At 66.3% G+C, this 25,158-nt stretch carries 19 protein-coding genes; 13 read left to right on the top strand and 6 right to left on the bottom strand.

The annotated features are described in order from the left end of the window. Positions 1–218 precede the first annotated feature (218 nt). The 3 genes from J2X20_RS19930 to gmk form a co-directional block, all read right to left on the bottom strand. Positions 219–2,477 carry a RelA/SpoT family protein gene (locus J2X20_RS19930; protein ID WP_310268387.1) on the bottom strand — a complete coding sequence of 753 codons (2,259 nt, stop codon included), beginning with the start codon at positions 2,475–2,477 and terminating at the stop codon, positions 219–221. Between the two features lie 279 nt (positions 2,478–2,756). Continuing rightward, on the bottom strand, positions 2,757–2,960 hold the full coding sequence (rpoZ, locus tag J2X20_RS19925) for a DNA-directed RNA polymerase subunit omega (RefSeq protein ID WP_025563690.1): 204 nt from the start codon (positions 2,958–2,960) through the stop codon (positions 2,757–2,759). Between the two features lie 24 nt (positions 2,961–2,984). After that, positions 2,985–3,605, bottom strand: a complete 621-nt coding sequence (gmk, locus tag J2X20_RS19920; protein ID WP_310268379.1) for a guanylate kinase — start codon at positions 3,603–3,605, stop codon at positions 2,985–2,987. 229 nt (positions 3,606–3,834) lie between these two features. On the opposite strand from gmk, the gene J2X20_RS19915 reads away from it, so the two are divergent. Beyond that, positions 3,835–4,458: a Sua5/YciO/YrdC/YwlC family protein gene (locus tag J2X20_RS19915; RefSeq protein WP_310268376.1), complete on the top strand. Its 624-nt coding sequence runs from the start codon at positions 3,835–3,837 to the stop codon at positions 4,456–4,458. A 19-nt stretch (positions 4,459–4,477) separates the two neighbouring features. On the opposite strand, the gene J2X20_RS19910 is transcribed toward J2X20_RS19915, so the two are convergent. Together J2X20_RS19910 and J2X20_RS19905 are read right to left on the bottom strand one after the other, a co-directional pair. After that, positions 4,478–7,618 carry a sensor histidine kinase gene (locus tag J2X20_RS19910; protein WP_310268375.1) on the bottom strand — a complete coding sequence of 1,047 codons (3,141 nt, stop codon included), beginning with the start codon at positions 7,616–7,618 and terminating at the stop codon, positions 4,478–4,480. 41 nt (positions 7,619–7,659) lie between these two features. Further along, complete coding sequence (locus tag J2X20_RS19905; protein WP_310268374.1) at positions 7,660–10,653, bottom strand: sensor histidine kinase; 2,994 nt, start codon at positions 10,651–10,653, stop codon at positions 7,660–7,662. Positions 10,654–10,890: 237 nt separating this feature from the next. Here J2X20_RS19905 and J2X20_RS19900 point away from each other — a divergent pair, with 237 nt between their 5' ends. The 12 genes from J2X20_RS19900 to J2X20_RS19845 all read left to right on the top strand — a co-directional run bounded on the left by J2X20_RS19900 (position 10,891) and on the right by J2X20_RS19845 (position 24,194). Further along, positions 10,891–11,568: a response regulator gene (locus J2X20_RS19900; RefSeq protein WP_310268372.1), complete on the top strand. Its 678-nt coding sequence runs from the start codon at positions 10,891–10,893 to the stop codon at positions 11,566–11,568. Positions 11,569–11,711: 143 nt separating this feature from the next. Continuing rightward, positions 11,712–12,131: a winged helix-turn-helix domain-containing protein gene (locus tag J2X20_RS19895; protein WP_310268370.1), complete on the top strand. Its 420-nt coding sequence runs from the start codon at positions 11,712–11,714 to the stop codon at positions 12,129–12,131. A gap of 7 nt (positions 12,132–12,138) precedes the next feature. Further along, a complete protein-coding gene (locus tag J2X20_RS19890; protein WP_310268367.1) occupies positions 12,139–12,819 on the top strand; it encodes an HD-GYP domain-containing protein in 681 nt (226 codons plus the stop codon). A gap of 20 nt (positions 12,820–12,839) precedes the next feature. Continuing rightward, the gene (locus tag J2X20_RS19885; protein WP_310268364.1) at positions 12,840–13,862 is read left to right on the top strand and encodes a hypothetical protein; all 1,023 of its coding nucleotides are present in this window, start codon (positions 12,840–12,842) and stop codon (positions 13,860–13,862) included. A gap of 179 nt (positions 13,863–14,041) precedes the next feature. Continuing rightward, the gene (locus J2X20_RS19880; RefSeq protein WP_310268361.1) at positions 14,042–16,219 is read left to right on the top strand and encodes a LamG-like jellyroll fold domain-containing protein; all 2,178 of its coding nucleotides are present in this window, start codon (positions 14,042–14,044) and stop codon (positions 16,217–16,219) included. A 572-nt stretch (positions 16,220–16,791) separates the two neighbouring features. Continuing rightward, a complete protein-coding gene (locus tag J2X20_RS19875) occupies positions 16,792–17,244 on the top strand; it encodes a type IV pilin protein (RefSeq protein ID WP_310268359.1) in 453 nt (150 codons plus the stop codon). After that, positions 17,238–17,831 carry a pilus assembly FimT family protein gene (locus J2X20_RS19870; protein WP_310268354.1) on the top strand — a complete coding sequence of 198 codons (594 nt, stop codon included), beginning with the start codon at positions 17,238–17,240 and terminating at the stop codon, positions 17,829–17,831. The genes J2X20_RS19875 and J2X20_RS19870 overlap by 7 nt, the downstream gene beginning before the upstream one ends. After that, the gene (locus J2X20_RS19865; protein ID WP_310268351.1) at positions 17,831–18,232 is read left to right on the top strand and encodes a type IV pilus modification PilV family protein; all 402 of its coding nucleotides are present in this window, start codon (positions 17,831–17,833) and stop codon (positions 18,230–18,232) included. Before J2X20_RS19870 ends, J2X20_RS19865 begins: the two co-directional genes overlap by 1 nt. Beyond that, entirely contained in the window at positions 18,229–19,365 is a 1,137-nt protein-coding gene (locus J2X20_RS19860; RefSeq protein ID WP_310268348.1) for a PilW family protein, read from the top strand. The genes J2X20_RS19865 and J2X20_RS19860 overlap by 4 nt, the downstream gene beginning before the upstream one ends. Positions 19,366–19,370: 5 nt before the next feature. Continuing rightward, the gene (locus J2X20_RS19855) at positions 19,371–20,018 is read left to right on the top strand and encodes a pilus assembly PilX family protein (RefSeq protein ID WP_310268346.1); all 648 of its coding nucleotides are present in this window, start codon (positions 19,371–19,373) and stop codon (positions 20,016–20,018) included. 31 nt (positions 20,019–20,049) lie between these two features. After that, a complete protein-coding gene (locus J2X20_RS19850) occupies positions 20,050–23,886 on the top strand; it encodes a pilus assembly protein (protein WP_310268343.1) in 3,837 nt (1,278 codons plus the stop codon). Between the two features lie 8 nt (positions 23,887–23,894). Continuing rightward, positions 23,895–24,194: a hypothetical protein gene (locus J2X20_RS19845; RefSeq protein ID WP_310268339.1), complete on the top strand. Its 300-nt coding sequence runs from the start codon at positions 23,895–23,897 to the stop codon at positions 24,192–24,194. A 134-nt stretch (positions 24,195–24,328) separates the two neighbouring features. On the opposite strand, the gene J2X20_RS19840 is transcribed toward J2X20_RS19845, so the two are convergent. Beyond that, positions 24,329–25,093: a DeoR/GlpR family DNA-binding transcription regulator gene (locus tag J2X20_RS19840; RefSeq protein ID WP_310268336.1), complete on the bottom strand. Its 765-nt coding sequence runs from the start codon at positions 25,091–25,093 to the stop codon at positions 24,329–24,331. Between the last annotated feature and the right edge of the window lie 65 nt (positions 25,094–25,158).

Genomic DNA, 25,158 nt, shown 5'->3' with positions numbered 1-25,158 from the left:
GTTGTGGGGCTGTCGTCCGCGGCCGGGAGGGGTTTTTCACACCTCTTGCGGGACCGCGGCGCGACCTTAAGCAGCCGCCGTAACCGGGAGAAATTCGTTTTGGCCGGATTGCTATCCCGCCAAGGAATACCGGGCCCAGAAACACTGGTTAACCCGGGGGCGCGAACAGAAACAGTCACGGCCGTGATTGGCCGTGGGGCGGTCCATCGACGGGAAGGCTAGGGTTTGACGCGCCAGACGCGTTGCACGGGCGCGGTGCGACGCAGCACGCGTAGCACATCGGCCAGATGCAGGCGGTCGCGCACGGCGATGAGCAGCGTCATCTCGGCCGTCTCGCGCAGCTGGGCCTCGTCGCTCATCGAGATGTGGGTGATGTCGGCCTCGGCCTGGGCCACGGCCTGCGCCACCTGGGCGAGCACGCCCTTGCCGTTGGTCATCAACAGCGCGATGCCGGCCTCGAAGCTCTTGGTCAGCTCCTCGGCCCATTCGACCTGGATCCAGTGTTCGCTGTCGCGCTGGAAGAGGCGGCGGCCGACCAGGCATTCGCAGGTGTGCACGACCAGGCCTTCGCCGCGGCCGAGATAGCCGCGCACCTCGTCACCGGGGATGGGGCGGCAGCAGCTGGCGAGCTGCACCGAGGCGCCTTCGCTGCCGTCGATGGTCACGCTGCCCTGGCTGGCCGGCGCCTCGGCGAAGCGGCCCAGGGTGAGGGCCAGGGCGTCGGGCTTCTGGCCCTGCTCGGCCATCAGGCGGGCCAGCTTCTTGGCAATGATGGTGGCGATCTTGCGGCCGGCGCCGATGTCAACGAGGAGCTGCTCGGTGCTGGCGCTGCCGGCCCAGGCGGCCAGGTCATGCCAGATGGGCGCGGACGGGTCGTCCACTTCCAGGCTGGGCAGGCCCAGGCCTTCAACGCGCATGGCCTGGGCCAGCATCTTCTCGCCCAGCTCGCGCGACTCTTCCTGCTCCAGGTCCTTCAGATAGTGGCGGATCTTGGAGCGCGCACGGCCGGTGCGCACAAAGCTCAGCCAGGCCGGGTTGGGGCTGGCGCCGGGCGCGGTGATGATCTCGACGATGTCGCCGCTGCGCAGCTCGGCTCGCAGCGGCACGGCCTCGCCGTTGACCTGGGCGGCAACGCAGTGGTCGCCGACGTCGGAGTGGATGGCGTAGGCGAAGTCCACCGGCGTCGCGCCCTTGGGCAGAGCCATGATCTTGGACTTGGGCGTGAAGACGTAGATCGCGTCGGGAAAGAGGTCGATCTTGACGTGCTCGAGGAACTCGTTGGCGTCGCGCGTCTCGTCCTGGATGTCGATGAGGCTTTGCAGCCAGCGTGCATTGGCCTGCTGGGCCACGAGGGCCGAGGCCTGTTTGCCGCGGCTCTTGTAGATCCAGTGCGCGGCCACGCCCTGTTCGGCGATCTGGTGCATGCCTTCGGTGCGCACCTGGAATTCCAGCGGCGTGGCCAGCGGCCCCATCAGCGTCGTGTGCAGGGACTGGTAGCCGTTGTCCTTGGGATTGGCGATGTAGTCCTTGAAGCGGCCTGCCTGGGGCTTGTAGAGCTGGTGCAGCACGCCCAGAGCCGTGTAGCACTGCAGCGGCTCCTCGGTCAGGATGCGAAAGCCGAAGATGTCGCTGACCTGGGCAAAGGACAGGCCGCCCTTCTCGCGCATCTTCTTGTAGATGGAATAGACCGTTTTCTCGCGCCCCTGCACCTCCACGCGCAGGCTGGCCTTGGCGAAGGCGGCGCGGATCTCGGCCTCGATGCGCGACACCAGGTCACGCCGGTTGCCGCGTGCCTTGCCCACCGCCTTGCTGAGCGCTGCGTAGCGCCAGGGGTGGAAGTACTGGAAGGACAGGTCCTGCAGCTCGCGGAAGGTCTGGTTCAGCCCCAGGCGGTGGGCGATGGGCGCGTAGATGTCGAAGGTCTCGCGCGCGATGCGGCGGGCCTTGTGCGGCGCCATGGCGCCCATGGTGCGCATGTTGTGCAGGCGGTCGGCCAGCTTGATGAGGATGACGCGCAGGTCGCGCGCCATGGCCAGCAGCATCTTGCGAAAGGACTCGGCCTGCGATTCCTCCTTGGTGGAGAACTGCAGCTTGTCCAGCTTGGTGAGGCCGTCGACCAGATCGGCCGTCGTCGCGTCGAACTTCTCGATGAGCTCGGTCTTGGAGACGCCGCAGTCCTCGACGACGTCGTGCATCAGCGCGGCCATCAGGGCCTGGGCGTCCAGCCGCCATTCGGCACAGATGCCGGCCACGGCGATGGGGTGGGTGATGTAGGGCTCGCCGGTGGCGCGCTTCTGGCCCAGGTGGGCCTCGTCGGCGAACTTGTAGGCCTCGCGCACCCGCTTGACCTCGGCCTTGCTCAGGTAACCGAGCTTGGGGGCGAGGGCGTCAAAGGAGGCGGCTTCCGCCTGCGTCGGCGGAGCTTTCTCCCGCAATCCGGGCAGCGTGAACCACGCAGTGAGGGAACGTTGGGCCATATTGGCCCCGAATTTATACGAAGGTAAGAGGCCCCTCGTCCAAGCAGTCCCTTGGCCGGCCTTGCAGGCCGCGCTGCGCCAAGTGCCGCAGCCCTTCGGCAGGCACAAGACGCCCACTGGGCGTCTTGAGTCCGGCCTCAGCCCCCTAGGGGACGGCGATGCATGTGGCATTGAGCCGCATGCACATCGCCCAAGAGGGCCGGCTAGGCGCGGCGCGGCGCTCGGCCCGAAATGCAAACGGGCGCCCGAGGGCGCCCGTATGGCGGTAGGGGACGGTGCTTAGACCGGAACCTTGCGCAGCATCTCGATGCCCACTTCGCCGGCGGCGATTTCACGCAGGGCGGTGACGCCGGGCTTGTTCTTGCTCTCGATGCGGGGGCTGTGGCCCTGGCTCAGCATGCGGGCGCGGTAGGTGGCGGCCAGCACGAGCTGGAAGCGGTTCGGGATCTTGGTCAGGCAGTCTTCGACGGTGATGCGGGCCATGGGTTTCCTTGGGTGTTGCGGCGATCAGGGCAGATCGAGCGCTTGAAAGACCGCCGAGCGGTTCCGGCGCTGAGCTGCGTATTTTAGCCGCTGCGCGTGGACGATGGTCTTGAGGTCGAAAACGGCGGTGTCGAACACCGCATTGACGACGACGAAATCGAAGTGCTGGGCCTGGGCCACCTCGATGCGGGCGTTGTTCATGCGGGTGGCGATGACCTCGGGCTCGGTGTCGCCGCGGCGGTTCAGGCGCAGGCGCAGCTCGTCCCAGCTCGGCGGCAGGATGAAGATCAGCACGGCATAGGGGAAGAGCTGCTTGATCTGCAGGGCGCCCTGGTAGTCGATCTCGAGCACCACGTCCTCGCCATGCTGCAGGCGCTGCTCGATGCCGGCGCGCGAGGTGCCGTAGAGGTTGCCGTGCACCTCAGCCCATTCGAAGAAGTCGCCATGGTCCACCTTGGCGCGGAATTCTTCCGGCGTGATGAACCAGTACTCGCGGCCATGCTGCTCCTGGCCCCGCGGCGCCCGCGAGGTGTGGGAAATGGACACGGCCAGGCGGGCGTCCAGTTCCAGCAAGGCTTTCACGAGGCTGGATTTGCCGGCGCCACTGGGGGCGGCGACGACGAAGAGATTGCCGGGATATTCCATGAGCAGTTCGGGCTGGCGAAGCTAAGTGACTGTCGCCTCAGCGGTTTTTGTTGCGGCCCAAGGGTTGGTCAAGTGCGGACTTTAGCTTGCGGCTGCATTTGGCTTGCAGGGCAGCGGTCGTCAGTTCTGCCATTTTTGACATTCCGGGCCGGTTTTCGGGCGTCGATCCGGCAGTACCGTGGCGGTTTGTCTGACGTGGTCGACGGCCTGCCTTTTTTATCGTCTGCTCATGTCCACGCGCCCCTTCCTCCGCTGCGAAGTCCATCCGGACAACCCGCAGGGCCGCCAGCTGCAGGTGGTGGCGGAGCGCTTGCGCGCGGGAGCGATCGCGGCCGTGCCGACGGCGAGCGGGTATTTGTTGACCAGCAGGTTCGACGACAAGGCTGCAGCGGCCCGGCTGTTGCATCGGGTGGATGAGCGCCTGCCCGTCATGCTGCTGTGCCGCGACCTGGCCCAGGCGGCCGCCTTTATGCGAATCGACGACAGTGCCTTCCGCACCATCCGCGAAGCGCGTCGAGGCTCCGCCGCCTTCCTGCTGCGCTGCACCCACCGCGTGCCGCGCCGGCTGGCCGCAGGCGCAGGTGGCCATGCCCTGCTTTACTTTGCCGGCCATGCCGCCGGCCACGGCCTGCTGGAGCAACTCGAGGACCCTTTGCTGGCCTTGGCGCCGCCAGACGGCCTGCGAGAACTCGATCAATTGACGGTCGACAGCCTGGCGCTGCTGGACGTGGCCCTTGATGCCGGGCCCCTGTCCGAACCGCAGCCCATCGAGTATGTGGAACTCGTCCAGCCGGCGCGCGCCATTGCGCGGCTCTGGACGCAACCGACCGGCGATATCTGCCTGGCCGCCTGAGCCCGCCGTCATCCCGCCGTCAAGACGGTTCATCGTCGACCGTGGCAGTGGGCAGGTGCAGGTGGATGCTGCTGCCTTGGCCTGCCTTGCTTTCGATTCTGAGCGTTCCGCCGACGAGTTCGGTGCGCTCTTCCATCGACAGCAGACCGAAGCCGCTGGGCGGGCTGTCCGTATCGAAGCCGACGCCGTCGTCCTCGATGTCCAGATCCAGGCCGTCGCCGCTGCGGCGCAGTTGCAGGCTGACGTTGCGGGCGTCCGCGTGCCGCAGGACGTTGTTCAGCGATTCCTGCGCCACGCGGAAGAGCATGGTCTTGATTTCCGGTTTCAGACTTCGAACGTCCGGGTCGACCCGCACGTCGCAATTCGCGCCCGACATCCGGCGGTACTCGGCGGCAAGCCATTGCAAGGCGGCCTCCAGGCCACCATCCAGCGCCGGCGGCCTCAGGTCGGCCACCAGGCTGCGCATGCTCGCGGTGAAGCGATCGACGCGATCGCGGACCAATTGCCACTGTTCGGGAGTGGGGGGCTGACCCGCCTCCGCGCGGGATTTGAGGACCGACACCTCCATGCGCATCGCCACCAGCTGCTGGCCCAGTTCATCGTGCAGCTCGCGCGCCACGCGCTTGCGCTCTTCCTCCAGCGTATGGGTCGTGTGCGCCCCCAGTCGCCTCAACGCCTGGCGGGACGCTTCAAGCTGTTCGGAACGCTGTTGCAGTTCAGCCGTACGCTGGGCCACCTGATCACGGAGTTGCACCGTCCGCTGAGCGAGCATCCTGAGTCGCCAGCGGACCGCCGCCCACAGCAGCAACAGCATCAGGCCTGCTGCGGCCACACGCGCCGGCACGGTCTCGTGCCAAGCGGGCTCCACATGCATCGGGAAAGACGCAGTGGTCCAGGCGCCGACACGGTTCTGGGCCTTGACCTCGAAGCTGTAGTCGCCGGGTCTGAGGTTGGTGTAACGCGCCATGCGCGACTCCGCCGGCGCATCTGTCCAGGACGCTTCCAGTGGTGCCAGGCGATAGCTGTAGCGGACGCGGTCCGGCGCCGAATAGTCGAGCAGCGCGAAGTTCATCTGCACGGAACGGGTCGAGGCGTCGAGCCGGATGTCGGTCGCGGTTGCCATGCGGCCGTCGACGTGGGTCAGTGTCACCGGCGCCTGGTAGCGCCACGGCTGGTACTGCGCCGGGTGCACGATGGTCAGCCCGTTGCCGCCAAAAAGGATGTCGCCGTCGAGCGTTGTGCCCACCGAGAAGATCCAGTAAGCCTGCAGCCCCAGGCCGTCCGCCAGTTGCAGCGGCGCCGGTTTCAGGGAATCCCCATCGATCCTGACGATGCCGTTGTCCGTGCTCGCCCAGGCATGGCCCTGGGCGTCCAGGGCCAGCGCGTTCACCGCGAGGTCCGGCATGCCTTGCTGTTCAGCCAGGCACTGGACGCGGTCGGCCCGCTGCGCCTCGCCCGGCGTCACGATGCAGACGCCGGCGCCATAGAAGGCCACCCACAGCCGTCCCCGGCCGTCCCGCACGATGGAGCTGACCCCGCTCTCGGGCAGGCTGGCGTCGCTGCGCCCTCCCTCGGCCCAGGGGCGCTCGGATTTGCCGGTGGCGGGGTGGTAGCGCAGCAGACCGGTCGGCGTGCCGATCCAGAGGTGTTCGCCCGAGCTGCAGTTGATCGTCAGGATCGACACGTCGGCGAGGGCGACGGCAGCGGCTGAGGCCGTGCCCGCGGTTTCAAGGTCGAGCCAGCGCAGGCCGTTGCTGCCGCCCAGCCAGAGGCGCTTGCCGGACTGGCAGAGCGTCATCGTCAGCGCGGTCGGCGGCATGTCGGGAAGCTCCACACGCGACGCGTGGCGGCCGTCCGGCGCGGCGACGTACAAGCCCCTGACCGTCGCGACAAAGACGCGCCCGTCCGGTGCCGCCGCCATGGACAGCACGCTGGCGCGGGGCAGGGACTGCCGGGGTTGACCGTCCTGCGACGGGATGCGCCGGACCGGCCCGCGATCTGGCGGGACGATATCCACCCCGCCGCCGCCGTCGCCCAGCCAGACGCTGCCATCCGGCCTCGCGAGGATGGCAGACACCTGCGCCGCGGCACCCGCGCTGAGCCTGCCGCCGCTGCCGTACCAGGTCGAGATGGCGCGCTGGGTCGGAGCGGTCATCTCCATCATTCCCGGACCGCCAATCCATACCAGGCCACTGCGGTCACGGAAGATGGTCGAGACGAAGTCGGCGGCCAGGCTGGCCTGGACGTCGCGGTCGTGGTGCACCTTTCGCGTCGACCAGGAGCGGGTGTCGACCTTGACGATGCCCTGGCCCCAGCTGCCGATCCAGACTTCACCGTTTCCGGCATCCGTGATGGCTCGCGGATCGACTTCCAGGGGCTTGCCGGACTCCGTGTCCAGAATGCGCCGCGTGCCGCCGGTGTCCGGGTCACGGACGTAGACGCCGGTGGCGCGCGTGCCGATCCAAAGGCGCCCGTCAGCGTCTTCGGTGAGCAGGCGCACGTCTTCCACACGTTCGAAGCCCGGCAGCGGAACGGGACGGAAGCTGTCGGCTCCTGCGGGGCGCTGGAAGAGCCCGGCAGCCATGCCGACCCACAGGTCGCCTCGCCTGTCGACGAGCATGGCCATGATGCGCCTCGGAGCCAGGCCGCCGGGCATCCCGGCGTCGCCGGGGCGTTGCACCTCGCCGGTGGTCAGGTTGACGCGATTGAGGCCCTTGCCGGTGCCGACCCACAGCCCACTTGCGCCATCAGCGGCCATCGAGGCGGGCCGCGCGTCGCTCAATCCCTTCGGCCCGGCGCCGATTTCAACGAAATCCGACGTTCGCGGATCGATTCGCGCCAGCCCGCCGCCGTCCGTGCCGATCCAGAGCCGCCCCGCGGCGTCTTCATGAATGGCATTGACGTAGGGCGAGCGCAGGCTGCTGCGCTCGGCGCTGTCCATGCCGAAGCGCTGCAGCTGGTAGCCGTCCCAGCGGAACAGGCCCGTCTGCGAGCCGATCCAGATCTGGCCCTGCCGGTCCTGGTGCAGGGTCAAGGGGAAGACGCTGGTGGGCAGTCCGGCATGGCGGAAGACGGGGGTCGAGCTTGCCTCCCAGCCGTGCGCCCAGGCGCCGAGGCATGCCAGCGCGAGGGCGCCGGCGCAGCCCAGGCGGGCCAGCATTCGGTGGATCGTCAATCGGGTCGGCATGCAGCGCGTGTGAATCAGGTGGACTCTGTCGTGTCCGGTTGTCGTTCCGGCAGATGCAGGTGCACGCGCGTGCCCCGGCCCGGGCCAGTGTCGATGCTCAGCGCGCCTCCGAGCAGCTCGGCGCGTTCCTGCATCGACAGCAGTCCGAAGCCGCTGCGAGGGGCTGTCGTGTCGAATCCAATGCCGTCGTCTTCGATGCGCAGGTCCCAGCCGGACGGGCCATGCCGCAACTGCAGGCTGGCGCTCGCCGCCTTGGCATGGCGCATCACATTGCTGAGCGACTCCTGGGCCACGCGAAAGATCATGATCTTGGCGTCGGGTTCCAGCAGGCGCGCGTCGGCGTCGACCTCCACGCGGCAGGAATTGCCGGAGCTGCGTTCGTACTCGGCGCCAAGCCATTGCAGTCCTGCCTCAAGCCCGCCATCCAATGCCGGCGGCCGCAGATTCTGGACCAGGCCGCGCATGCTGCCGGTGATGTGATCGACACGCTCCCGCAGGGCTTGCCATTGCTCACCGGTCGGTGGACGACCGGCATCGCCGCCGGCCTTCAGGACAGACATCTCCATGCGCATGGCGACCAACTGCTGGCCGAGTTCGTCGTGCAGCTCCCTGGCCACCCGCCTGCGTTCCTCTTCAACGGCGAGGATGTTGTGCGCGCCCAGCTCGCGCAGTGCCTGGCGCGAGGTCTCGAGCTCCCGGGTGCGCTGCCGTATCAACGCTTCCAGCGCCGCCGCATGCCCCTGCACCCGGCGGACCCGCCAACCATGCAACAGCCAGACCAGCAGCAGGACGCTCAAAACCATGGCGGCATAGGCCTGCCACGTCAGCCACCACGGCGGTTCGACGTCGAAGCCGAAGCCACTGGCCGGCGATTCGACGCCGAGGTCCCGATCCACCACGCGAGCTTCGAAGCGATAGGAGCCCGGCGGTAGTCCGGCCAGCCTGACAGCGTCTGGCGGTGCTTGCGCCCAGCGGTCGTCGAAGCCGAGCACACGGTATTCGATGCGCATCGCGCTGCGCATCGTGAAAACCGGCGCTGACAGCGGCACCTCGATCACATCCCGTCCCCAAGGGAAGCGGACACTGTTCTCGCCCCGGGACAGCGGCCAGCTGTGCTCGCCACTGCGCACTTCCTCCAAGGACACCTTGCCGCGGACCGGCTCGAACAGGGCCTGCGGGACGCGAATGTGCGAGGCGCCGCGGCTGGTGCCCACCCAGATGCTGCCGTCGACGTCCTCGTACAGGCTGTCGCCCGAGGTGTCGCTCCACACCAGCCCGGCCTGTTGGTCGAGCCAGCGCCAGTGCTGGCCATTGAACACGGCCACGCCGGCATCCGTGTTCACCCACCACCAGCCGCGGCTGTCCTCCAGCAGGCCCAGCACCTGACGCCCCTGCAGCAGCTTCGGCGTCTCCTTGCTGCGCAGGAATTCATCACCCTGCAAGCGAAGCCTGTGAATGCCGTCCTCGCCGTTGGACACCATCAGGCTGCCATCCCGCAGGCAGGCGATGTGGTAGACCGCGCCACCTCCGGCATCGAAGCGCTGCCAACGCCCTTTTCGAGGGCTCAGCAGAGATGCCGAGCCGCCCACCCAGAGCCGGCCATCCCGGTCACGACAGGCGCAGCCGAAGTCGCCCTTGCCCACTTCGGCCTCAGGCAGGATCTGCACTCGCCCGGGCTGCCAGCTGTAAAGCTGGCGCAAACCGACGATGAGCGGCCCCTCCGGTGCGTCAGGCATCAAGCCGTAGACCGTGTCACCGCTTCGCAGGCGGGCCTCCACCCGACCAGGCCCGACCGGCGTGCCGCCATGGCGCACGACCTGGCCACCCCAGGTGCCTGCCCACAAGCGGCCCTTCGCATCGACCGCCAGCGCACCGATGTCCACGGCGCCTGAAGCGTTGGATGCCAGCGGGCGAAAGCGCCGGGCCTGGGTGTCCAGCACGGCCACCCCCCTGCCGGTGCCCACGTATAGCGGGTCGGAGGCAGCCGGACCGGCGCGCAGGAAGCGCCAGACCTCGTCCGAGGGCAGGCCGTCCCCCGATGACCAGGTCTCCCAATGGGCGTAACCCCGCCACTGCAGCAGGCCGGCGCCCAGCGCCCCCAGCCAGAGCCCGCCTTCGCGGTCTGCCAGCAAAGCGCCCACGCGCACATGGAACGAGAGGCCCGACGCCTCGCCAAAGCGCTCCCATCGTCGTCCGTCCCAGCGCAGCACGGCGCTGCGGGTGGCGGTCAGAATGCGTCGCTGCGCATCTTCTGCCAATGGATAGGCGCTGACCTCGTCCGACTCCAACCCGGCGTCGGTATGCGGCACGAAGCGCTCGGCGCCTGGCGCCAGTTCCAGCAGATAGGCGCCCCCTCTGACCCACAGCGAACCGTTGCTGCCCGGCATCACGCAATCCCAGCGCGCGGCTGGCACGCCGCGCTCTTTGCCGAAACGCTCGACAGCGCCTTCGCGCAGCCGACACAAGGCCGAGCCACAGGCAAACCAGAGCGTGCCGTCGCGCAGGACCGCCAGGCCATCCTCCACCTGCCGCAGCCAGGGACGCCGCGTATCCTCGGGCAGCGTGCGCTCGACGCGCCAGCCGCCACCGCCTTGCGAGGGCGTGACGCGGTGCAGGCCGTCCTTGGTGGCCACCCACAGGGTCCGGTCGGGAGCTGGCGCCAGCGCGTTCGGCCCCACGATCTTCAGGGGCTTGCCGTCGGGCCCGGGCACAGCCACCAGTTGCCCCCGGTGCCACCACCACAAGCCATCGAAGGTGGCCACCCACAGTCCATCGCCCTGCGGTGCCAGCGCGCTGATCCATGCCAGGCCTTGCGCCGTGCCGACGCGCCGGAATCGAACGCCATCGAAGCGATAGAGGCCGTTCTGGGTGCCGACCCAAAGAAAGCCCTCGGCATCCTGTGCCGCCGCCTGCACGCCCAGGCTTTCCAGCCCGTCGGCCGGCCCGAATTCGCGCAAGGAGGCCTGCTCGGCGCGCAGGGGCCCCGCAAAGACAAGGGCCAGGATCAAGAGCGGCCACCAGGCCCAGCGGGGCAAGTTCCTGCCGGCCCATGTCAGAGCACCGAGCAGGAGCGGTACTCGCAGCCCACCTGAGCCCACCGTCCGACTGATCATGGCGATCCTGGCCTCCGAATTGGCATGTCGTGTTTCATCAGCTTGAAACACGCTCGCCACCCTTGTCGAGTTTTGTCGATTAAAATCGACGATCATAGTCCCGACGGGCGACTCAACCCGATAAAGAACCCCATGAGCACTGCATCCGACCGTCCCGACGCTGGCCAGCCTGAGGCCGGGCGCCGGACCCGCGTCATGATCGCCGACGATCACGCCTTGGTACGTGAAGGTCTTCGCAAGGTGCTGGAGCTGGACCCGACCATCGAATTGGCGGGGGAGGCGGCGACGGCTTCCGAGGTCTTGTGGCATCTGCAGCGCCTCGACGTCGATCTGGTGCTGCTGGACCTGCTCATGCCGGGGTGCACGGATGTCGACCTCATCGAGCGCATCGTCAAGGCGCACCCCAAGCTGCCCGTGCTGGTGCTGACCATGCATGCGGATCCGCACATCGCCCGGCGGGCGCTGGAGGCCGGAGCCGGCGGCTACCTGACCAAGGACATCTCGACCGAGCTGCTCATCGAGGCGGTGCATCAGGTGGCGGCGGGGCGCAGCTATGTCGATCCCACCCTCAGCGCTGCGCTGATCCGGCCGCAGGCCGGCGTGCCGCAACCCCTGGACCAGCTGTCAGCGCGGGAACGCCAGGTTCTGGTGGCCTTGGTGCAGGGGCGGGCCCTGGTCGACATCGCGGCCGACATGAACGTGGCGCCCAATACCGTCAGCACCTACAAGTCCAGGCTGATGGAAAAGCTCGGGCAGAACAGCCTCAGTGATCTGGTGCGCTATTCGATCAAGCTGGGACTGACCGGCTGACCGGCGCACACTTTGTCACGTAGTGTTTCATCTACATTGGTAGTGAATCCGTGAACTAGGAACGATTTTCCTTGGGTCCCGTCGTAGTGTTTTGTGTAGAGTTAAACCTACACAAATGATCAACCGCTACACGGAGATCCTCGATGTTGACGATTCCGCATTCCGGCCCGCACCAGGCCGCCTCGGGCATTGACCTGCCCGCGAGCCCGGCTTGTCCCGAGGAGGCGAGCCGGTCGCCGGTCTATCGCTTCGGTGAGTGCGAGGTCCATCCCGTCTGCCGCAAGATCCTGGTCCGTGGCATGCCGCGCAAACTGCAGCCGCGCCCATTCGACCTCCTCGTTTATCTGATCGAGCATCGAAACCGCACCTTGTCCATCGACGAGTTGCTGAACGCGGTCTGGCACGAGCGGGAAGTTCAGGTCGGCTCGGTGGCCGCCGCGATTGCGCGGATCCGGGCTGCCCTGTGCGAGAGGCAGGGCGGGACCGGAGCGTTCATCCAAACCTCGCACCGCTTCGGCTACCGCTTCGTGGCCGCCCTGGACGACGTCGCGCACCGCGCTTGAAGCCGGCATGCGAGCGCATTCGGAAGCGGTCCTGGCGCCAGGAGCCGCCGATGCCGGCCCTGCCGTGGATCACCATGGTCTGCGCACCGCGTGGCTCGCCGGACGGATTGCGCGTTTCCTGGAGCTGGATGCGGCAACTGTCGAGGGGGTAGAGGAGGCAGCCAGCTTCCACGACGTCGGCAAGCGCTTCGTCGACGAATCCGTGCTCAGCAAGCCAGGCCGACTCGACGCGGGCGAGCGACACCAAGTGGAGATGCACGTGGTGTTCGGCGCCTGGACGCTGTTGTCGGGCGGTCCCCCCCGCCGCCTGGCGGCGCAAGTGGCGCTCCTGCACCATGAATGGTGGAACGGCAGGGGCTATCCCTTCGGCCTGGCGCGGCTGGCAATTCCGTTGGCCGCCCGCATCACCGCTGTCGCCGACGTGTTTGACGCGCTGAGCGAGGAGCGTTGCTACAAGCCCGCGTGGCCGCTTCGTGACGTCATGGCCTATGTCGCTTCGCAGCGAGGTCGGCAGTTCGATCCACGGTGTGCCGACGCGATGCGTGAGGTGGCCGCCCGCCTGCCCGTCGACTGGCATCAGCAAGCCCTCGGCGTTTCCAGCCTTGGCAGCCTGGAGATTTCTTCCGTCCCGACCCTCCTGCAGGGCGACGAGCTGTCGCGTGGCATGCACACGCGGTGCTTCGTCTAGCCGCCCGGAGCTCCACGATCATGACTCTCGCACTCAATCCCTTCGCCGCCTTTCGTCTCGCGCAGCGTCCCCAACCCGGCAAGCCTGCGCCTGTGGAATCCACGCTTTGGTTGCCGACCCTCGCCGAGGAGGGGGCGACCGCGGACCCGCCGCCAGCGCAGCAATGCAGCAACGGCAAACCGCCAACGCGCGCCGATCGATCGGCGCAGCATTGGTGGACTCAAATGCGCAACGCCGTCCAGAGGCGCATGCGGCCGGGAGCCGTCGATGCGAAACAGCCGCTCAGGTCGGGCATGGGCTCGCAACAGGCAGCCCGCGCTGCCGCCGCAGCAAGCCGACCCCGCCATTCCAGGAACACGGCGTCCGCAAGCAGGGTCATGCGGGCGCTGGGCCGGCCATTTGCCGCCGTGGCCTATTTGCTTTCGGTGGATGTCAGTCTCCTGCGCGACGGCAAGGCCCTGCACATCGTGATCGCCCGCAAGCGCCGCGCCCCGCCTGCGCCGCTGGCGGTGTCCAAGGCCATCGCGGACGCCCAACCAATGCACCGGAGGCTGAAGCAGTTGCTCGACCTGCATCCGATGACGCGGCGCATGATGCGGCACCTCGGCTACTTCGAAGGCCTGCTGGCCACCCAAGGCCTCACGGCTTTGACGGAGATGCCGATCGAGGTGCTGTCGTCGGCGCTTGAGCAACTGGACACCCTTGTCACCAATTGGTCCGACTGTGAGCTCGCCGATCTCCGCTCGCGGATGGCCGTCGCACTCAAGGAACGCTCGCAAGAGGCCTTCTTCGGTCAGGACGGTGATCGGTCGAATTTCATGAGCCCTTCGCGGTTGCTCGTTGACGATGCCTCGCATTCGCAGTTCCTGGAGCTGGAGCGCCAGTACCAGGGCCTGATCCCCCAGGACACGATCAGGTCGGCATTGAGCGCGGCCATCGGGGACGGCGAAGAGCCGGTCAGCTGCGAGCTGAGGCCCGAAGACGAGCCAGTGCGGCCTGCAGCCGATTCGAAGGGCGCGGCCATCGTCCATCCGCCTGCCTGAACCGTGACGCGGACCGCGGCGGCACTGACACCTCCCGGTGATGCGGTTTGAAACCTTTGGTAAATGACGTGTGGTGTCTGCCTCTCGTCATGACTCCAGCCTGGGTGCCCCCTACAACCCGGGCCGGCCACGTGCGCAGCACCGATGGCTTGGACGCTTGCTCATCTTCAAGGAACCTGATGAACACCTACGACGAAACGCGCCCGGATCCGGTGCGGCGCTCATTTGCCGCCGGCCTCGGATTGCTGCCGGCTTTGCCCCTGCTGGCAAGTTCGCCGGCCCACGCCGACGCGACGGGCGTCGCCGCTTCAGTGAGCGGGGTCTTCCGCCATCCGGGCCTGTTGGCCACGGACGACGACTTCAAGCGCATCCGCGAGCACATCAGGCTGGGCCAGCAGCCCTGGACGAACTGGTGGAACAAGCTGTGCGCCGATCGCTTCGCCACGCTGGACACCAAACCCTTCCCGCTGCCGGCCGTCTACCGGGCCGATGGCAGCAAGAACAACATGTATGTCGACATCTGGCGCGCCTGGAGCCTGGCGCTGCGCTGGAAGCTGTCGGGCGATACGCGCTATGCCGACAAGGCGGTGGAGTTCCTGGACGCCTGGGCGAACACATTGAAGGTGGTCGGGACGGTGGCTCCCGGATCGACGGCCCATGATGACCACACCTTCATCCTGATGGCCGGCATGCAGGGCCACCAATGGGCGCAGATCGGCGAGATCCTGCGCAGCTACCCGGGCTGGGCACCCGAGGGCCTGAAGCGCTTCCAGGAGATGCTGCTCAATGTCTTCGCCCCGATTTCGTCGTGGTTCCTCAGCGACGGCCGCATTGGATCCCATGCCAACTGGGACATGGCCTCTCTCGTCGGCGCCATGGCCATTGGCATCTTCTGCGACCGGCCCGACCTGTACCGGCTCGCCTGCGACTGCTATGCGGGCAACAACCGCGGCACGCTGAGGACCTTCGGCAACGGCTCCATCGTGCATGGCGTCTACTACATGCACCCGGGTCATTTCGGACAGTGGGAGGAGAGCGGTCGCGACCAGGGGCACGCGACGCTGGGCATGTCCCTCGGCGGCGACCTGCTCGAGATGGCCTGGAACCAGGGCGACGACCTCTACGGGCTGTACAACAACCGCTTCCTGGCAGCGGCGGAGTACGTGGCGCGCTCCAACCTGCTGGACGACAGCGGCAAGACCTACCCGATGCCGTACGTGCCCGAGCACAACCCGACGGCGCCCCATCCCTCCCTCTGGACAGAAGTGAACCAGTCCTTCCAGCACGGCCGCAACGCCTGGGAGCCCATCTACAACCATTACGTCAACCGCATGGGGCTGGCGGCGCCGAACGTCGCGCGCATGGTGGCCTTGTGCGAGCCGAAGTACGGGGGCAGCAGCGATGACATCTGGTGGCCGACGCTGGTGCATCGCCGGCCCGCCTATGCCGGCCCGATGAAGCCGCCGGCCGGCCTGACGGCCACGCTGCGTGATGGCCGTGCCCTGCTGTCGTGGTGGGGCAGCGTCGGGGCGACAGCCTATGTGGTCAAGCGGGCGGCCCGGGCCAATGGGCCCTTCACCCAGTTGACGGCCATCCCGGCCGGCAACCTGCTCACCCACACCGATGCGCCGCCCAAGGGCACCTGGTTCTACCAGGTCACCGCGCTGGGCAGCGCCAGCACCAGCGCCGGGTCCGGCGTCGTGCGGCTCGCGGTGCCCGGTGAACCGCGCTTCTCGATGCCGCTCAACGGCTTGAACAACACGGACACCTTCGGTGCCCTCCACACCGCCGATGGTGGCTGGACCGTGGTCCAGGGGAAGCTGCTGGACGGCGCGACCTGGGGCGAAGGACGTCTGAACGACAAGGCCATCGTCTTCGACGGCAAGAAGGCGGGCCTGCAACTGCCGCCCGGCATCTTCAGCGGCCTGGACGACTTCACCCTCTCCCTGCGGGCCTACGCGAATTCGCTGCATTGGGACAGCTGCATCTTCTTCGCCGGGAACGACGCCTTCTCCTATATGTGCATCGCGCCCCAGGGCGGCCGGGGCGGGCTGCGTTTCGCGATCGCCGGCGCGACCCACAACGACTCGCAAGTCGTGGAGGCCCCGAGCCCCCTGCCGACCCGGCGTTGGGTTCATGTGGCGGTCACCCTTCAGGCTGGCACCGCGCGGCTCTACGTCGACGGCACGGAGGTGGCGAAATCCGACGACATGCGGCTGTCGCCGCGCCAGGTGGGCGATCAGGTGGCCTTCCTGGGGCGCAACTGGGCGCATCCGTCGTTCAACGGCCGTATCCAGGGCCTCCGCGTGGAAGCGGGCGCCCTGAGCGCAGCGGAGATCGCAGCGTTGGCGAAGTGATGCCAAGGGATGGGGGCCGGTTGCCGGACCCCAGGCTTGGACGATGACCGCAACTTGCGGTGGCCGTGGCAGGAGTCGATATCGCCGGCCATGAGGCCGGCCTGCCGATGCCGCGCTGCGCACTTCCGTGCGCAGCGCCCAGGTGGGAACGCCGCAAACAAGCCGTGCCCGGGCCGGAGGGCAAGTTCCCTCAGGTCCTCGGTCCGCCATCGCGTGACGGTGCTGGGCCGGGGCGGTCAGGGGTGCGCGAACGCCCCCATCCCCATGCACCGCCGCATCGCCGATCGGGCGCGAATGGTGGCATGAACAGACGAGCTGTGTAGATGTACATCTACTTCAAGAAGGTGATTGGCATCCAGCCTTGAATGCAGTGTTCATCGAATTGATGAGCTTCAGGCTGTTGATTCGTGAACTAACACCGCTTGATTCTTCCAACCAAGATGTAGAGTTAAACCTACACAAACAGAGAAAGCGCTACGCTGCAGTTCGTGATGCCAGACGCTCTTCATGTCCTTCCTGGGAGTCCTCATTCATGCGCCGCTCACTCGCTGAGCTCGTCGCAAAGCCGACGCATGGCCAGGGGGGCGCACGTCCCGGTCGATGCGTCCGGCTTCACGCTGATCGAGGTCATGGTGACGGTCGCCATCATCGGCATCCTTTCGGCCATTGCGATGCCGCAGTACAGGGACTACGTGACACGCAGTCGACTCGCCGACGCCGTCACGGGACTGAGCGTTGTGCGCGCCCAGATGGAGCGGTACTACTGGGACAACCGCACTTACGCGAGTACCGGCAACTTCGTTTCGCCCTGCAGCGCGACAAACAAGTTCGGTGATTTCGTCATCAGCTGTGTTGGCAGCCCGAACGCACAGGGTTTCACGCTTCAAGCCCAGGGGGGAGGACCTGTGCGCGGGTTCACCTACACGATCAACCAACAGGACGTCCGCGCCACCACGGCCCTGCCGGCCCGATGGGGAAGCACCTGTGCGAGCAAATGGATCACCAGGAAGGGCGACACGTGCTGAACCGCGAGCGCGCTTGCGGCTTCGGCCTCATCGAGTTGATGGTGGCCGTGAGCATTCTGGCAATCCTCGGTGCAGTGGCGCTGCCCAATCTCGTCGGCTGGATCCGCAACGCGCGCATGCGCACCGTGGCGGACGCATTGCTCTCCGGCGTGCGCCTCGCGCAGGCCGAAGCCCAGCGCCGCATGCATACGGTCGTGTTTTTCCGAACCGACAGCAAGAATTGCACGACGGCGTCCACCGCCAGCAAAAGCGGCCCCTATTGGCAGATCCGGGTGGTGCCGGATCCGCTGCAGACCGACGATGCCGCGGAAGCCGTGCAGTGCGGCGTGTTGACCGATGTTTCCTCAGGCGTGCTTCTGTCTTCGAAGAGCACTGCGCTGTGTTTCGGCGGAGACGGACGACAGGCCACCCTGGCTGACCCCGGCGGCGTCGGTGTGTCCTGCACGGCCGTTGCGGCGCGCTACGACGTGACGCTGGGACCGAAACAGCCCGAGGACCGATCGCTGCGTCTTGTCGTGACGCTGGCCGGTTCGATCCGGCTGTGCGACCCGGACAAATCGGCCAGTGCGCCGGATGGATGTCGGTGATGCGCAAGTCCAGATCGTCCAATCAAGGTTTCTCGCTGATCGAGATGCTGGTCGGCTTGCTGATCACGTCTTTCGGTCTGTTGGGGCTCGTCGCGCTTCAGGCGCGGGCAATGCAGCTGTCGGTTGGCAGCGAAGACGCGCAGCGGGCAACGCTGTTGGCAAGCGAAATGGCCGCCATCATGTTCAATTCGAATACCGTCGACGTGAGCCCGGCCGTTGTGAAGGCCTGGGCAGCGCGGGTGGCCGACACGAGCGCGAAAGGCGTCCCCAACGGCATCGGCACAGTCACTGCCACCGACGCCACCAAGGCCCGCATCACGGTGACCTGGTCGTTCTCACAATCGGGCCGCAGCGCTGGTGACACGCACCAGTACCTGACTGACGTGGTGATTCCGCGATGAGTGCCAGCACTGCGTCGATGCGGGGCTTTTCCTTGCCCGAGCTGATGGTCGCGATGGTCATCGGGCTGGTGCTGACACTCGCGGTTTCCGTCTTGGTGCTGCGTCAGGAGTCCTTTCGCCGCGGCGTGTCATCCGGCAACGACCTGACCAGCAATGCAGCCTACGCCGCATACTTCCTGGACCGGGAGCTGCGCAGTGCAGGCGCCGGCTTCAGTCAGACCGTTGCGGAAAACTACGGCTGCCTGGTCCACGCATCCCGCGACAAGGCGCAATTGCTGCCTGCGGCAAGGGGGTTTCCGGCGCCCTTCTCGGCGGTGCCCGGAAGCTACCGCCTGGTCCCCCTGGTGGTGTTCGCTGGCGCCGGAGCCAACGGCTCCGACGTGATTGCTGTCGCTACGGGCAATGCCGGTCTCGGTGAGAGCAGCCTGCCCGTGGCTCCGAAGTCCGTCACCGCAGAGCGGTTGACGCTGTCAAACACCTTGGGCATGCGTGCCGGGGACCTCGCGTTGCTGTCGCAGGTCGGGCTCGGATGCATGGTTCAGCAGGTCAATGCCGGCTTCGTCGGGGGTCGTGTGCCTGTCCTGGAGTTCGGGGGCAGCTACGCCGCCGAGACCATTGGAGGCCTGGGGATCAGATCGTTCTCGACGGGGAACTCCTTCGTCACCCTGCTCGGCAACCTGGTCGGCAATCAGCCGCGCCTCGAGCTGCTCGGCATCGGCGCCGGCGGCACCCTCTTCGCGTATGACCTGCTGCAGTTGAATGCAGACGGCAGTCAGCCCCTGGTTGAAGGCGTCGTCGACCTGCGAGTGCGTTATGGCGTCGACACGGGCAAGGGCGGCCAGGTGGACGCATGGGTTGCTCCGAGCACCGCCGGATTCACGGCCGCCGAGTTGACGAATGCAAGCGTGGCATCGCAAGGGCGGCTGCAAAGCATTCTCGCGGTCCGAATCGGCCTGGTCCTGCGCAGCGATCTGGTCGACAAGACGGAGGTCACGCCTGCCAGCCTGACCCTGTTCAGCGATCTCGACGAGGCGCTGCGCTACAGGTTCGCCGTGCCGGCCGGGACAACCAATCAGCGCTACCGCGTTGTCGAGTTCACTGTCCCGCTGCGCAACATCCGCGATTCGCGTTGACGGCGATGAAGCTCATGGTCTCAAACCCACACCGGTCAAGCCTGCGTATCCAGCGCGGCTTCGTGCTGATCTTCGTTCTCATCACGCTGGTGATTCTGCTGATCGGAGCGGTGGCCATCGCGCGTTCCATCACCGCAGGTCAGCAGATCGTCGGCAGCCTCGGCTTCAAGAAGGACCTCGCCAACCAGGGCGAGAGGGCCATTGAGGTCGCGATGGACAGCGTGCGAAACGCCGGCGCCCTGGCCGATGTGAACGCGCGCAACCAGGATCTGAAAGTCGCCAACTACAAGGCGACCCTGCTCCCGACCAATGCCCAGAGCATTCCGTTGGCGCTGCTGTCCGAGGCTGAGTTCGGGAATGTCGGCTCCGCCGGCAACGACATCCTCATACGCGACCTGGGTGTGACGGTGCGCTACGTGGTCGATCGCATGGCGACGGCGCCGGGCCTGTGCGGCCCGAGCACATGCTCGATGGTCAACCAGGCCGCATTCGGCGGCGGCTCGAGCGAATGGATCAATTCCCAGACCAGTGAGGGCGGAGCAGACGCGAATCCCGGCGCTGTGCCACAACAGCCGATCTATCGGATCTCGGTGCGTGTGAGTGGCCCTCGCAAGACGCAGTCCTTCTTCCAGTCCACGTTCACCACCAATTGAATCCGCCGACCGCGGTGATCCGAGGTTCCGCATGAACTCTTTCCCATCAGGAAACTTCCGTGCCCTGTTCGTGGCTGCCGGTCTGCTGATCGCTGCCGTGGTGGCCAGCGCCCAGGTGCCCTTGGCTGACCAGCCCGTCTTCTCGGCGGTCAACGTCCCTGGCAACCTGGCATTGGCGCTTTCGGTCGAATACCCGACCGCCATCAGCGTCGCCCACCCGTCGCGGACCTACTCCTCGGCGAACAACTACATCGGCTATTTCGATCCGGCCAAGTGCTATGCCTATCGCTATACGGATGGCGTGGGAATCGACAACTACTTCTATCCGGTCGGGCGCACCACGACGCGGACATGCTCCGGCAACTGGAGCGGCAACTACCTGAACTGGGCTTCGATGCAGACCATCGACCCCTTCCGCTGGGCGCTGACAGGGGGATACCGGGTGGTCGACACCCCTTCGCTGACCGTGCTCGAGAAGGCCTGGGCGACCAGCCAGGGAAATACGACGAACTTTCCCGACAGCAGTGTCTCCAGCAGCGCCGACGTGGCTGGAGCCACGCCCTTCGCGGCTGCCGCCAGCATCTCCACCCGCATCTGGTCGCTGGGCAACAAGATGCGCTTCATGACCGCTGCAGCCGGCCTGCCCACCACCAACTTTGCTGGCGCAGCCGCGGCCTACGACCCCGGCGCGGTCTACCAGCACGGCACGCTCTACGAAGTCTTCATCCGGGTGAAGGTTTGCGATGCCTCCGCGTCCGTCGACAACCTCGAAGGCAACTGCGCGCAATACGGCGGCAATGCGTACAAGCCGACCGGACTGCTGCAGCAGTACGCGGACAAGATCCGGTACAGCGCTTTCGGCTATCTCAACGACAGCAACATCAGTACGGCCAACATGAACCGTGACGGCGGCGTGCTTCGTGCGCGCCAGAAGTTCATCGGACCCCAGTCCCCGGTGCCGGGAGGTCTGCCGATCGCCAACGCCAGTGCTGAATGGGATGCGTCGACGGGCGTGATGCTCGCCAATCCGGATCCGGCCGACGCAAGGTCGACGAGCGGGGAGTTCGGCGTGGCCGTGGCCAACAGCGGGGTGATGAACTACCTGAACAAGTTCGGCGAGATCACCCCGGGCGGATACAAATACTTCGACCCGGTCAGCGAGCTGTACTACGGCGTGCAGCGCTACTTCCGCAACAAGGGCAATGTGCCGGCGTGGAGCTCGATGGCGAGCGCCGATGCGGCCACGCGCAAGACCTGGGCCGACGGCTTCCCGGTGATCACGGCCTGGAAAGATCCCATTCAGTACTCCTGCCAGCGCAACTTCATCCTCGGCATCGGCGACGTCAATACCCACGCCGACCGCAATGTGCCGGGGGCAACCGGAGCGTCCGAATCTGCGCAACCTCCGGAGGTGTCCGGCGACACCGAGATCAATGCGACGGAATGGACCAACAAGGTCGGCCTCTTGCAAGGCCTTGGCGGGTCCCTGGGTTCCGTCCAGAACTACAACGGCTGCTGCAGCAACAACGGCGCGCTGATCGCGGGCCTGGCCTACTGGTCGAACATGATCGACATCCGGCCCGACCTGCCAGGCAACCAGAGCATCAAGACCTACTGGCTGGATGTGCTGGAGTACCAGCGCTACAGGTCCAACAACCAGTTCTACCTGGCAGCCAAATTCGGCGGCTTCAATCCGCCGAGCACTTTCTCGGTGTCCTCGGCCACCAAGGCCCAACTCGATGCCAACAAGGCGTGGTGGAGCACGACCGGCGACAAGCTGCCCGACGGCGCTCCTCGGCCCGACAACTATTTCACCGCCGCCCAGGCTGATCAGATGGTGGCAGGGCTGAGAAAGACGTTTTCCAGCATCGCCTCCCAGCTCAATGCCTACACGACATCGTTCGCCACCGCCTCGCCTCAGGTCTCGGCGCTCGGCGTGGCTGCCTATTCGACGAAGTACGACGCCAAGACCTGGACCGGCGAGCTGATCGCCAGCAACACGGTGTTCGATGCCGAGACCGGAGCGCCCGACATGGTCACTCAATGGAAATTCTCGGAGGTGCTGGCCGCGCAGGCGGCCGGCACCGGCTGGAAGAACGGGCGCAACATCGTCACCTTCGACGCTGCCAAGGGGAGGGGGGTCCCCTTCAGGGAAGACACCATCTCGGCCTCACAACGCCGGGCGCTGAATACGAGCTACGGAGGCGGCAACGACGCCATCGACTATCTCAACTATGTGCGCGGCGAGCGAACCAACGAGAGGTCGTCCGTGGCGCCTGGCTCCACCCACGCCTATCGCGACCGAGCGGGTCTCGTCGGCGACATCGTCAACGCCAAAGCGCGCCCGGTCGGCCCGCCTTCCGCCCCTTACTCGAGTGCCAGCAACCCGGGCTATGACGTCTTCAAGGCCAACTACGCCAACCGCCGGAAGATGGTCTATGTGGGCACCAATGCCGGCATGCTGCATGCCGTCGACGGCACTCTCAGTGGCCCGACCGCCGGCAAAGAGGTGTGGGCCTTTGTGCCGGGCGGCGTGTTCGAGGGACCGACGTCCAATCCGAGCGTCAGCGGCTTGGCGTCGTTCGGCAATCCCGACTTCGTCCACCACTTCCTCCTCGATGCCAGCCCACAGGTCATTGACGTCGACCTGGGCCGCACGCAGGGGGGCAGTGGCACGGATTGGCGCACACTGCTGATCGGCGGACTGGGCAAGGGGGGCAAAACCATTTACGCCCTCGACGTCACCGACCCGTCTTCAGTGACCAGTGAAGCGACGGCCGCCCAGAAGGTGCTTTGGGAGTTCAGCGACCCCCAACTGGGATTCACCTATGGCCAGCCTGCGGTGGTCAAGACGCGCAAGTACGGCTGGGTCGTGGTGGCAGGCTCCGGCTACAACAACAGCGGCGGCCAGGGCTATTTCTTCTTCATCAATCCTCGCAATGGCGCCTTGCTGGAAAAGGTGGCTGCACCTTGTAGCGAATGCTCGACCACCAAGCAGGCCGGCCTGGCCCAGGTGAACGCTTTCGTGATCGACCTGACCGACGGCGTCGCGGATGCCATCTATGGCGGCGATCTGATGGGCAATGTCTGGCGCGTGGACGTGACGGGAACCGGCAGCTATCCCAATGCGGTCAAGTTCGCGACCTTGGTCGGATCCGATGGCAAGCCTCTGCCCATCACCAGCAGGCCCTTGCCGGTGGTGCAGCCGGGAAGCAACCGACGCTATATCGCCGTGGGCACCGGTCGACTGCTGGATTCGAGCGACTTGAACAGCAGCCAGGCCCAGCGCTTTTTTGCCATCATCGATGGGACCAATGCGCAGTTCAGCAATGACGGCAGCGTGAACGGCACGAAGTCCGATCTGCCGCCTGGCATCACATTCCCTCTGACCGTCGCCCATATGCGGCAGCTGACCGATTTGAGCGCCAAGATCTCGTTGGATCTGCGCAGTCAGCTGGGCTGGTTCGTCGATCTGGGTGTATCGGCGGGTGGGGCAGGGTGGCGCGTGCTGTCCGACCCGACATCCTTCTATGGGACCGTCGCCTTTGCGGCAACGTCGCCGAGCACCGCGGATGCGTGTTCGCCGAACGGCAGCAGTCGGGTCTATGCCCTCGACCTGGGTACCGGAAACTGCGCCGTGACGAGGGGCGGCCCTTCCTGCTATGCGCCCATCAACGGGGTGATCAACGATCTGCAGTACTACAGCGTCAACGTCAAAGGGGTCGGCAAATCACAGCTGATGGCGGGCAATGATGGCTCGGGTTGCTCGGGCAACGAATGCAAGCCGGTCGAGCGCATTGAAACGCGCCCGCCCGCCACCCTGGGGCTCAAGCGCATGAACTGGCGAGAGATCCAAGTCAACAAGTGAGGCCTGTCATGCATGGCATCTTCTACAACGTTGCTCCCCGCAAGACGAGACGGAGCAATCATCCCGAGAACTGGGTTTTCGGACATTACATGGAATTTCCTTCGCAAAGAGAAGATGGCCAGTGGTATGACGCCTATCTCTTTCGCGATCAGGCGCGCAGCGTTTTCGGCCGCGCCGAGTATCTTGGTGAAGATCGACCAACGCAGGATGTGCGGGACTGGGCCACGCGCGTAGTAGCTGACGCAGCATTTCGACAGCGTTACGTCACGGACGACCCCGTGGTTGTCGCACTTTGGAAGCGGCACTAAGGTCGACATACCACCGAGCAGCTTCAACGCGAACGGCAGCTCACAGCCTGTTGCGGCTCGGCAAGCGCGGATGTCCCGCAGCTCGCGCCTGGCGGTGTTCGTGGATGCCAGGGCCTTGCGGTACCTTCTCCATCTCAAGGCGCCACCTCGCACTGCACCCCCGCTTCCGCCAGAAGTGCTGGAAACGGCGTTGGCGGCACCTGGTCGGTGAACAGCATGTCGACCTCGTCGAGCCTGGCCAGCTTGACCATGGCCGGCCGGTTGAACTTCGAATGATCGGCCGCCAGCCACACCTGCCGCGAGTGCTCGATGATCGCCCGTGCGACCTTGACCTCGCGGTAGTCGAAGTCGCGCAAGGTGCCGTCGTCCTCGATGCCGGAAATGCCGATCAGCCCGATGTCCACCTTGAACTGGCTGATGAAGTCCACCGTGGCTTCGCCGACGATGCCCCGGTCGCGGGACCGCACCACGCCACCCGCCACGATGACCTCGCAGGCGGGGTTGTCGCTCAGGATGGCGGCGACATTGAGGTTGTTGGTGATGACCCGCAGGCCCTGGTGGTTCATCAGCTCGCGCGCAACCGCCTCGGCCGTCGTGCCGATGTTGATGATCAGCGAGCAGTCTTGCGGCACGACTGCCGCGATGGCCCGCGCGATGCGCTGCTTGCTGTGCTCGTTGAGCTGCTGGCGCTGCCGGTACGCGATGTTCTCGGTCGTTGAGGTCGGCATGCGCACGCCGCCGTGAAAGCGCGCGAGCAGGCCCGCCGCGGCGAGCTGCTTCACGTCGCGACGCACCGTTTGCAACGTCACGCCGAACTTCTCGGCCAAGGCCTCCACCGAGACCGTGCCGCGCTTGCACACCTCCTGGATCAGCAGGGCTTGTCGAGGGTTGGGGATCATGCGCGCAGGGCTGGCTTCAAGTCTGGAGGATCAGCGTAAAGGCGAGCCGGGATGTTCCCTAGGGG

This window comes from Roseateles saccharophilus, assembly GCF_031458095.1.
In the GTDB taxonomy this organism is placed as follows: Bacteria; Pseudomonadota; Gammaproteobacteria; order Burkholderiales; family Burkholderiaceae_C; genus Pelomonas; species Pelomonas saccharophila_A.
The sequence above is the reverse complement of the archived record's forward strand: the minus strand, read 5'-3'. Positions and strand labels throughout refer to the sequence as shown.

Bases quoted from the DNA above. Each gene is read 5' to 3' on its own strand.
- J2X20_RS19885 (WP_310268364.1), top strand. From the start codon at position 12,840: ATGACTCTCGCACTCAATCCCTTCGCCGCCTTTCGTCTCGCGCAGCGT.
- J2X20_RS19880 (WP_310268361.1), top strand. From the start codon at position 14,042: ATGAACACCTACGACGAAACGCGCCCGGATCCGGTGCGGCGCTCATTT.
- J2X20_RS19865 (WP_310268351.1), top strand. From the start codon at position 17,831: ATGCGCAAGTCCAGATCGTCCAATCAAGGTTTCTCGCTGATCGAGATG.
- J2X20_RS19845 (WP_310268339.1), top strand. From the start codon at position 23,895: ATGCATGGCATCTTCTACAACGTTGCTCCCCGCAAGACGAGACGGAGC.
- J2X20_RS19895 (WP_310268370.1), top strand. From the start codon at position 11,712: ATGTTGACGATTCCGCATTCCGGCCCGCACCAGGCCGCCTCGGGCATT.
- J2X20_RS19855 (WP_310268346.1), top strand. From the start codon at position 19,371: ATGAAGCTCATGGTCTCAAACCCACACCGGTCAAGCCTGCGTATCCAG.
- J2X20_RS19875 (WP_310268359.1), top strand. From the start codon at position 16,792: ATGGCCAGGGGGGCGCACGTCCCGGTCGATGCGTCCGGCTTCACGCTG.
- gmk (WP_310268379.1), bottom strand. From the start codon at position 3,605: ATGGAATATCCCGGCAATCTCTTCGTCGTCGCCGCCCCCAGTGGCGCC.
- J2X20_RS19915 (WP_310268376.1), top strand. From the start codon at position 3,835: ATGTCCACGCGCCCCTTCCTCCGCTGCGAAGTCCATCCGGACAACCCG.
- J2X20_RS19900 (WP_310268372.1), top strand. From the start codon at position 10,891: ATGAGCACTGCATCCGACCGTCCCGACGCTGGCCAGCCTGAGGCCGGG.
- J2X20_RS19930 (WP_310268387.1), bottom strand. From the start codon at position 2,477: ATGGCCCAACGTTCCCTCACTGCGTGGTTCACGCTGCCCGGATTGCGG.
- rpoZ (WP_025563690.1), bottom strand. From the start codon at position 2,960: ATGGCCCGCATCACCGTCGAAGACTGCCTGACCAAGATCCCGAACCGC.
- J2X20_RS19850 (WP_310268343.1), top strand. From the start codon at position 20,050: ATGAACTCTTTCCCATCAGGAAACTTCCGTGCCCTGTTCGTGGCTGCC.
- J2X20_RS19840 (WP_310268336.1), bottom strand. From the start codon at position 25,093: ATGATCCCCAACCCTCGACAAGCCCTGCTGATCCAGGAGGTGTGCAAG.
- J2X20_RS19860 (WP_310268348.1), top strand. From the start codon at position 18,229: ATGAGTGCCAGCACTGCGTCGATGCGGGGCTTTTCCTTGCCCGAGCTG.
- J2X20_RS19890 (WP_310268367.1), top strand. From the start codon at position 12,139: ATGCGAGCGCATTCGGAAGCGGTCCTGGCGCCAGGAGCCGCCGATGCC.
- J2X20_RS19910 (WP_310268375.1), bottom strand. From the start codon at position 7,618: ATGCTGGCCCGCCTGGGCTGCGCCGGCGCCCTCGCGCTGGCATGCCTC.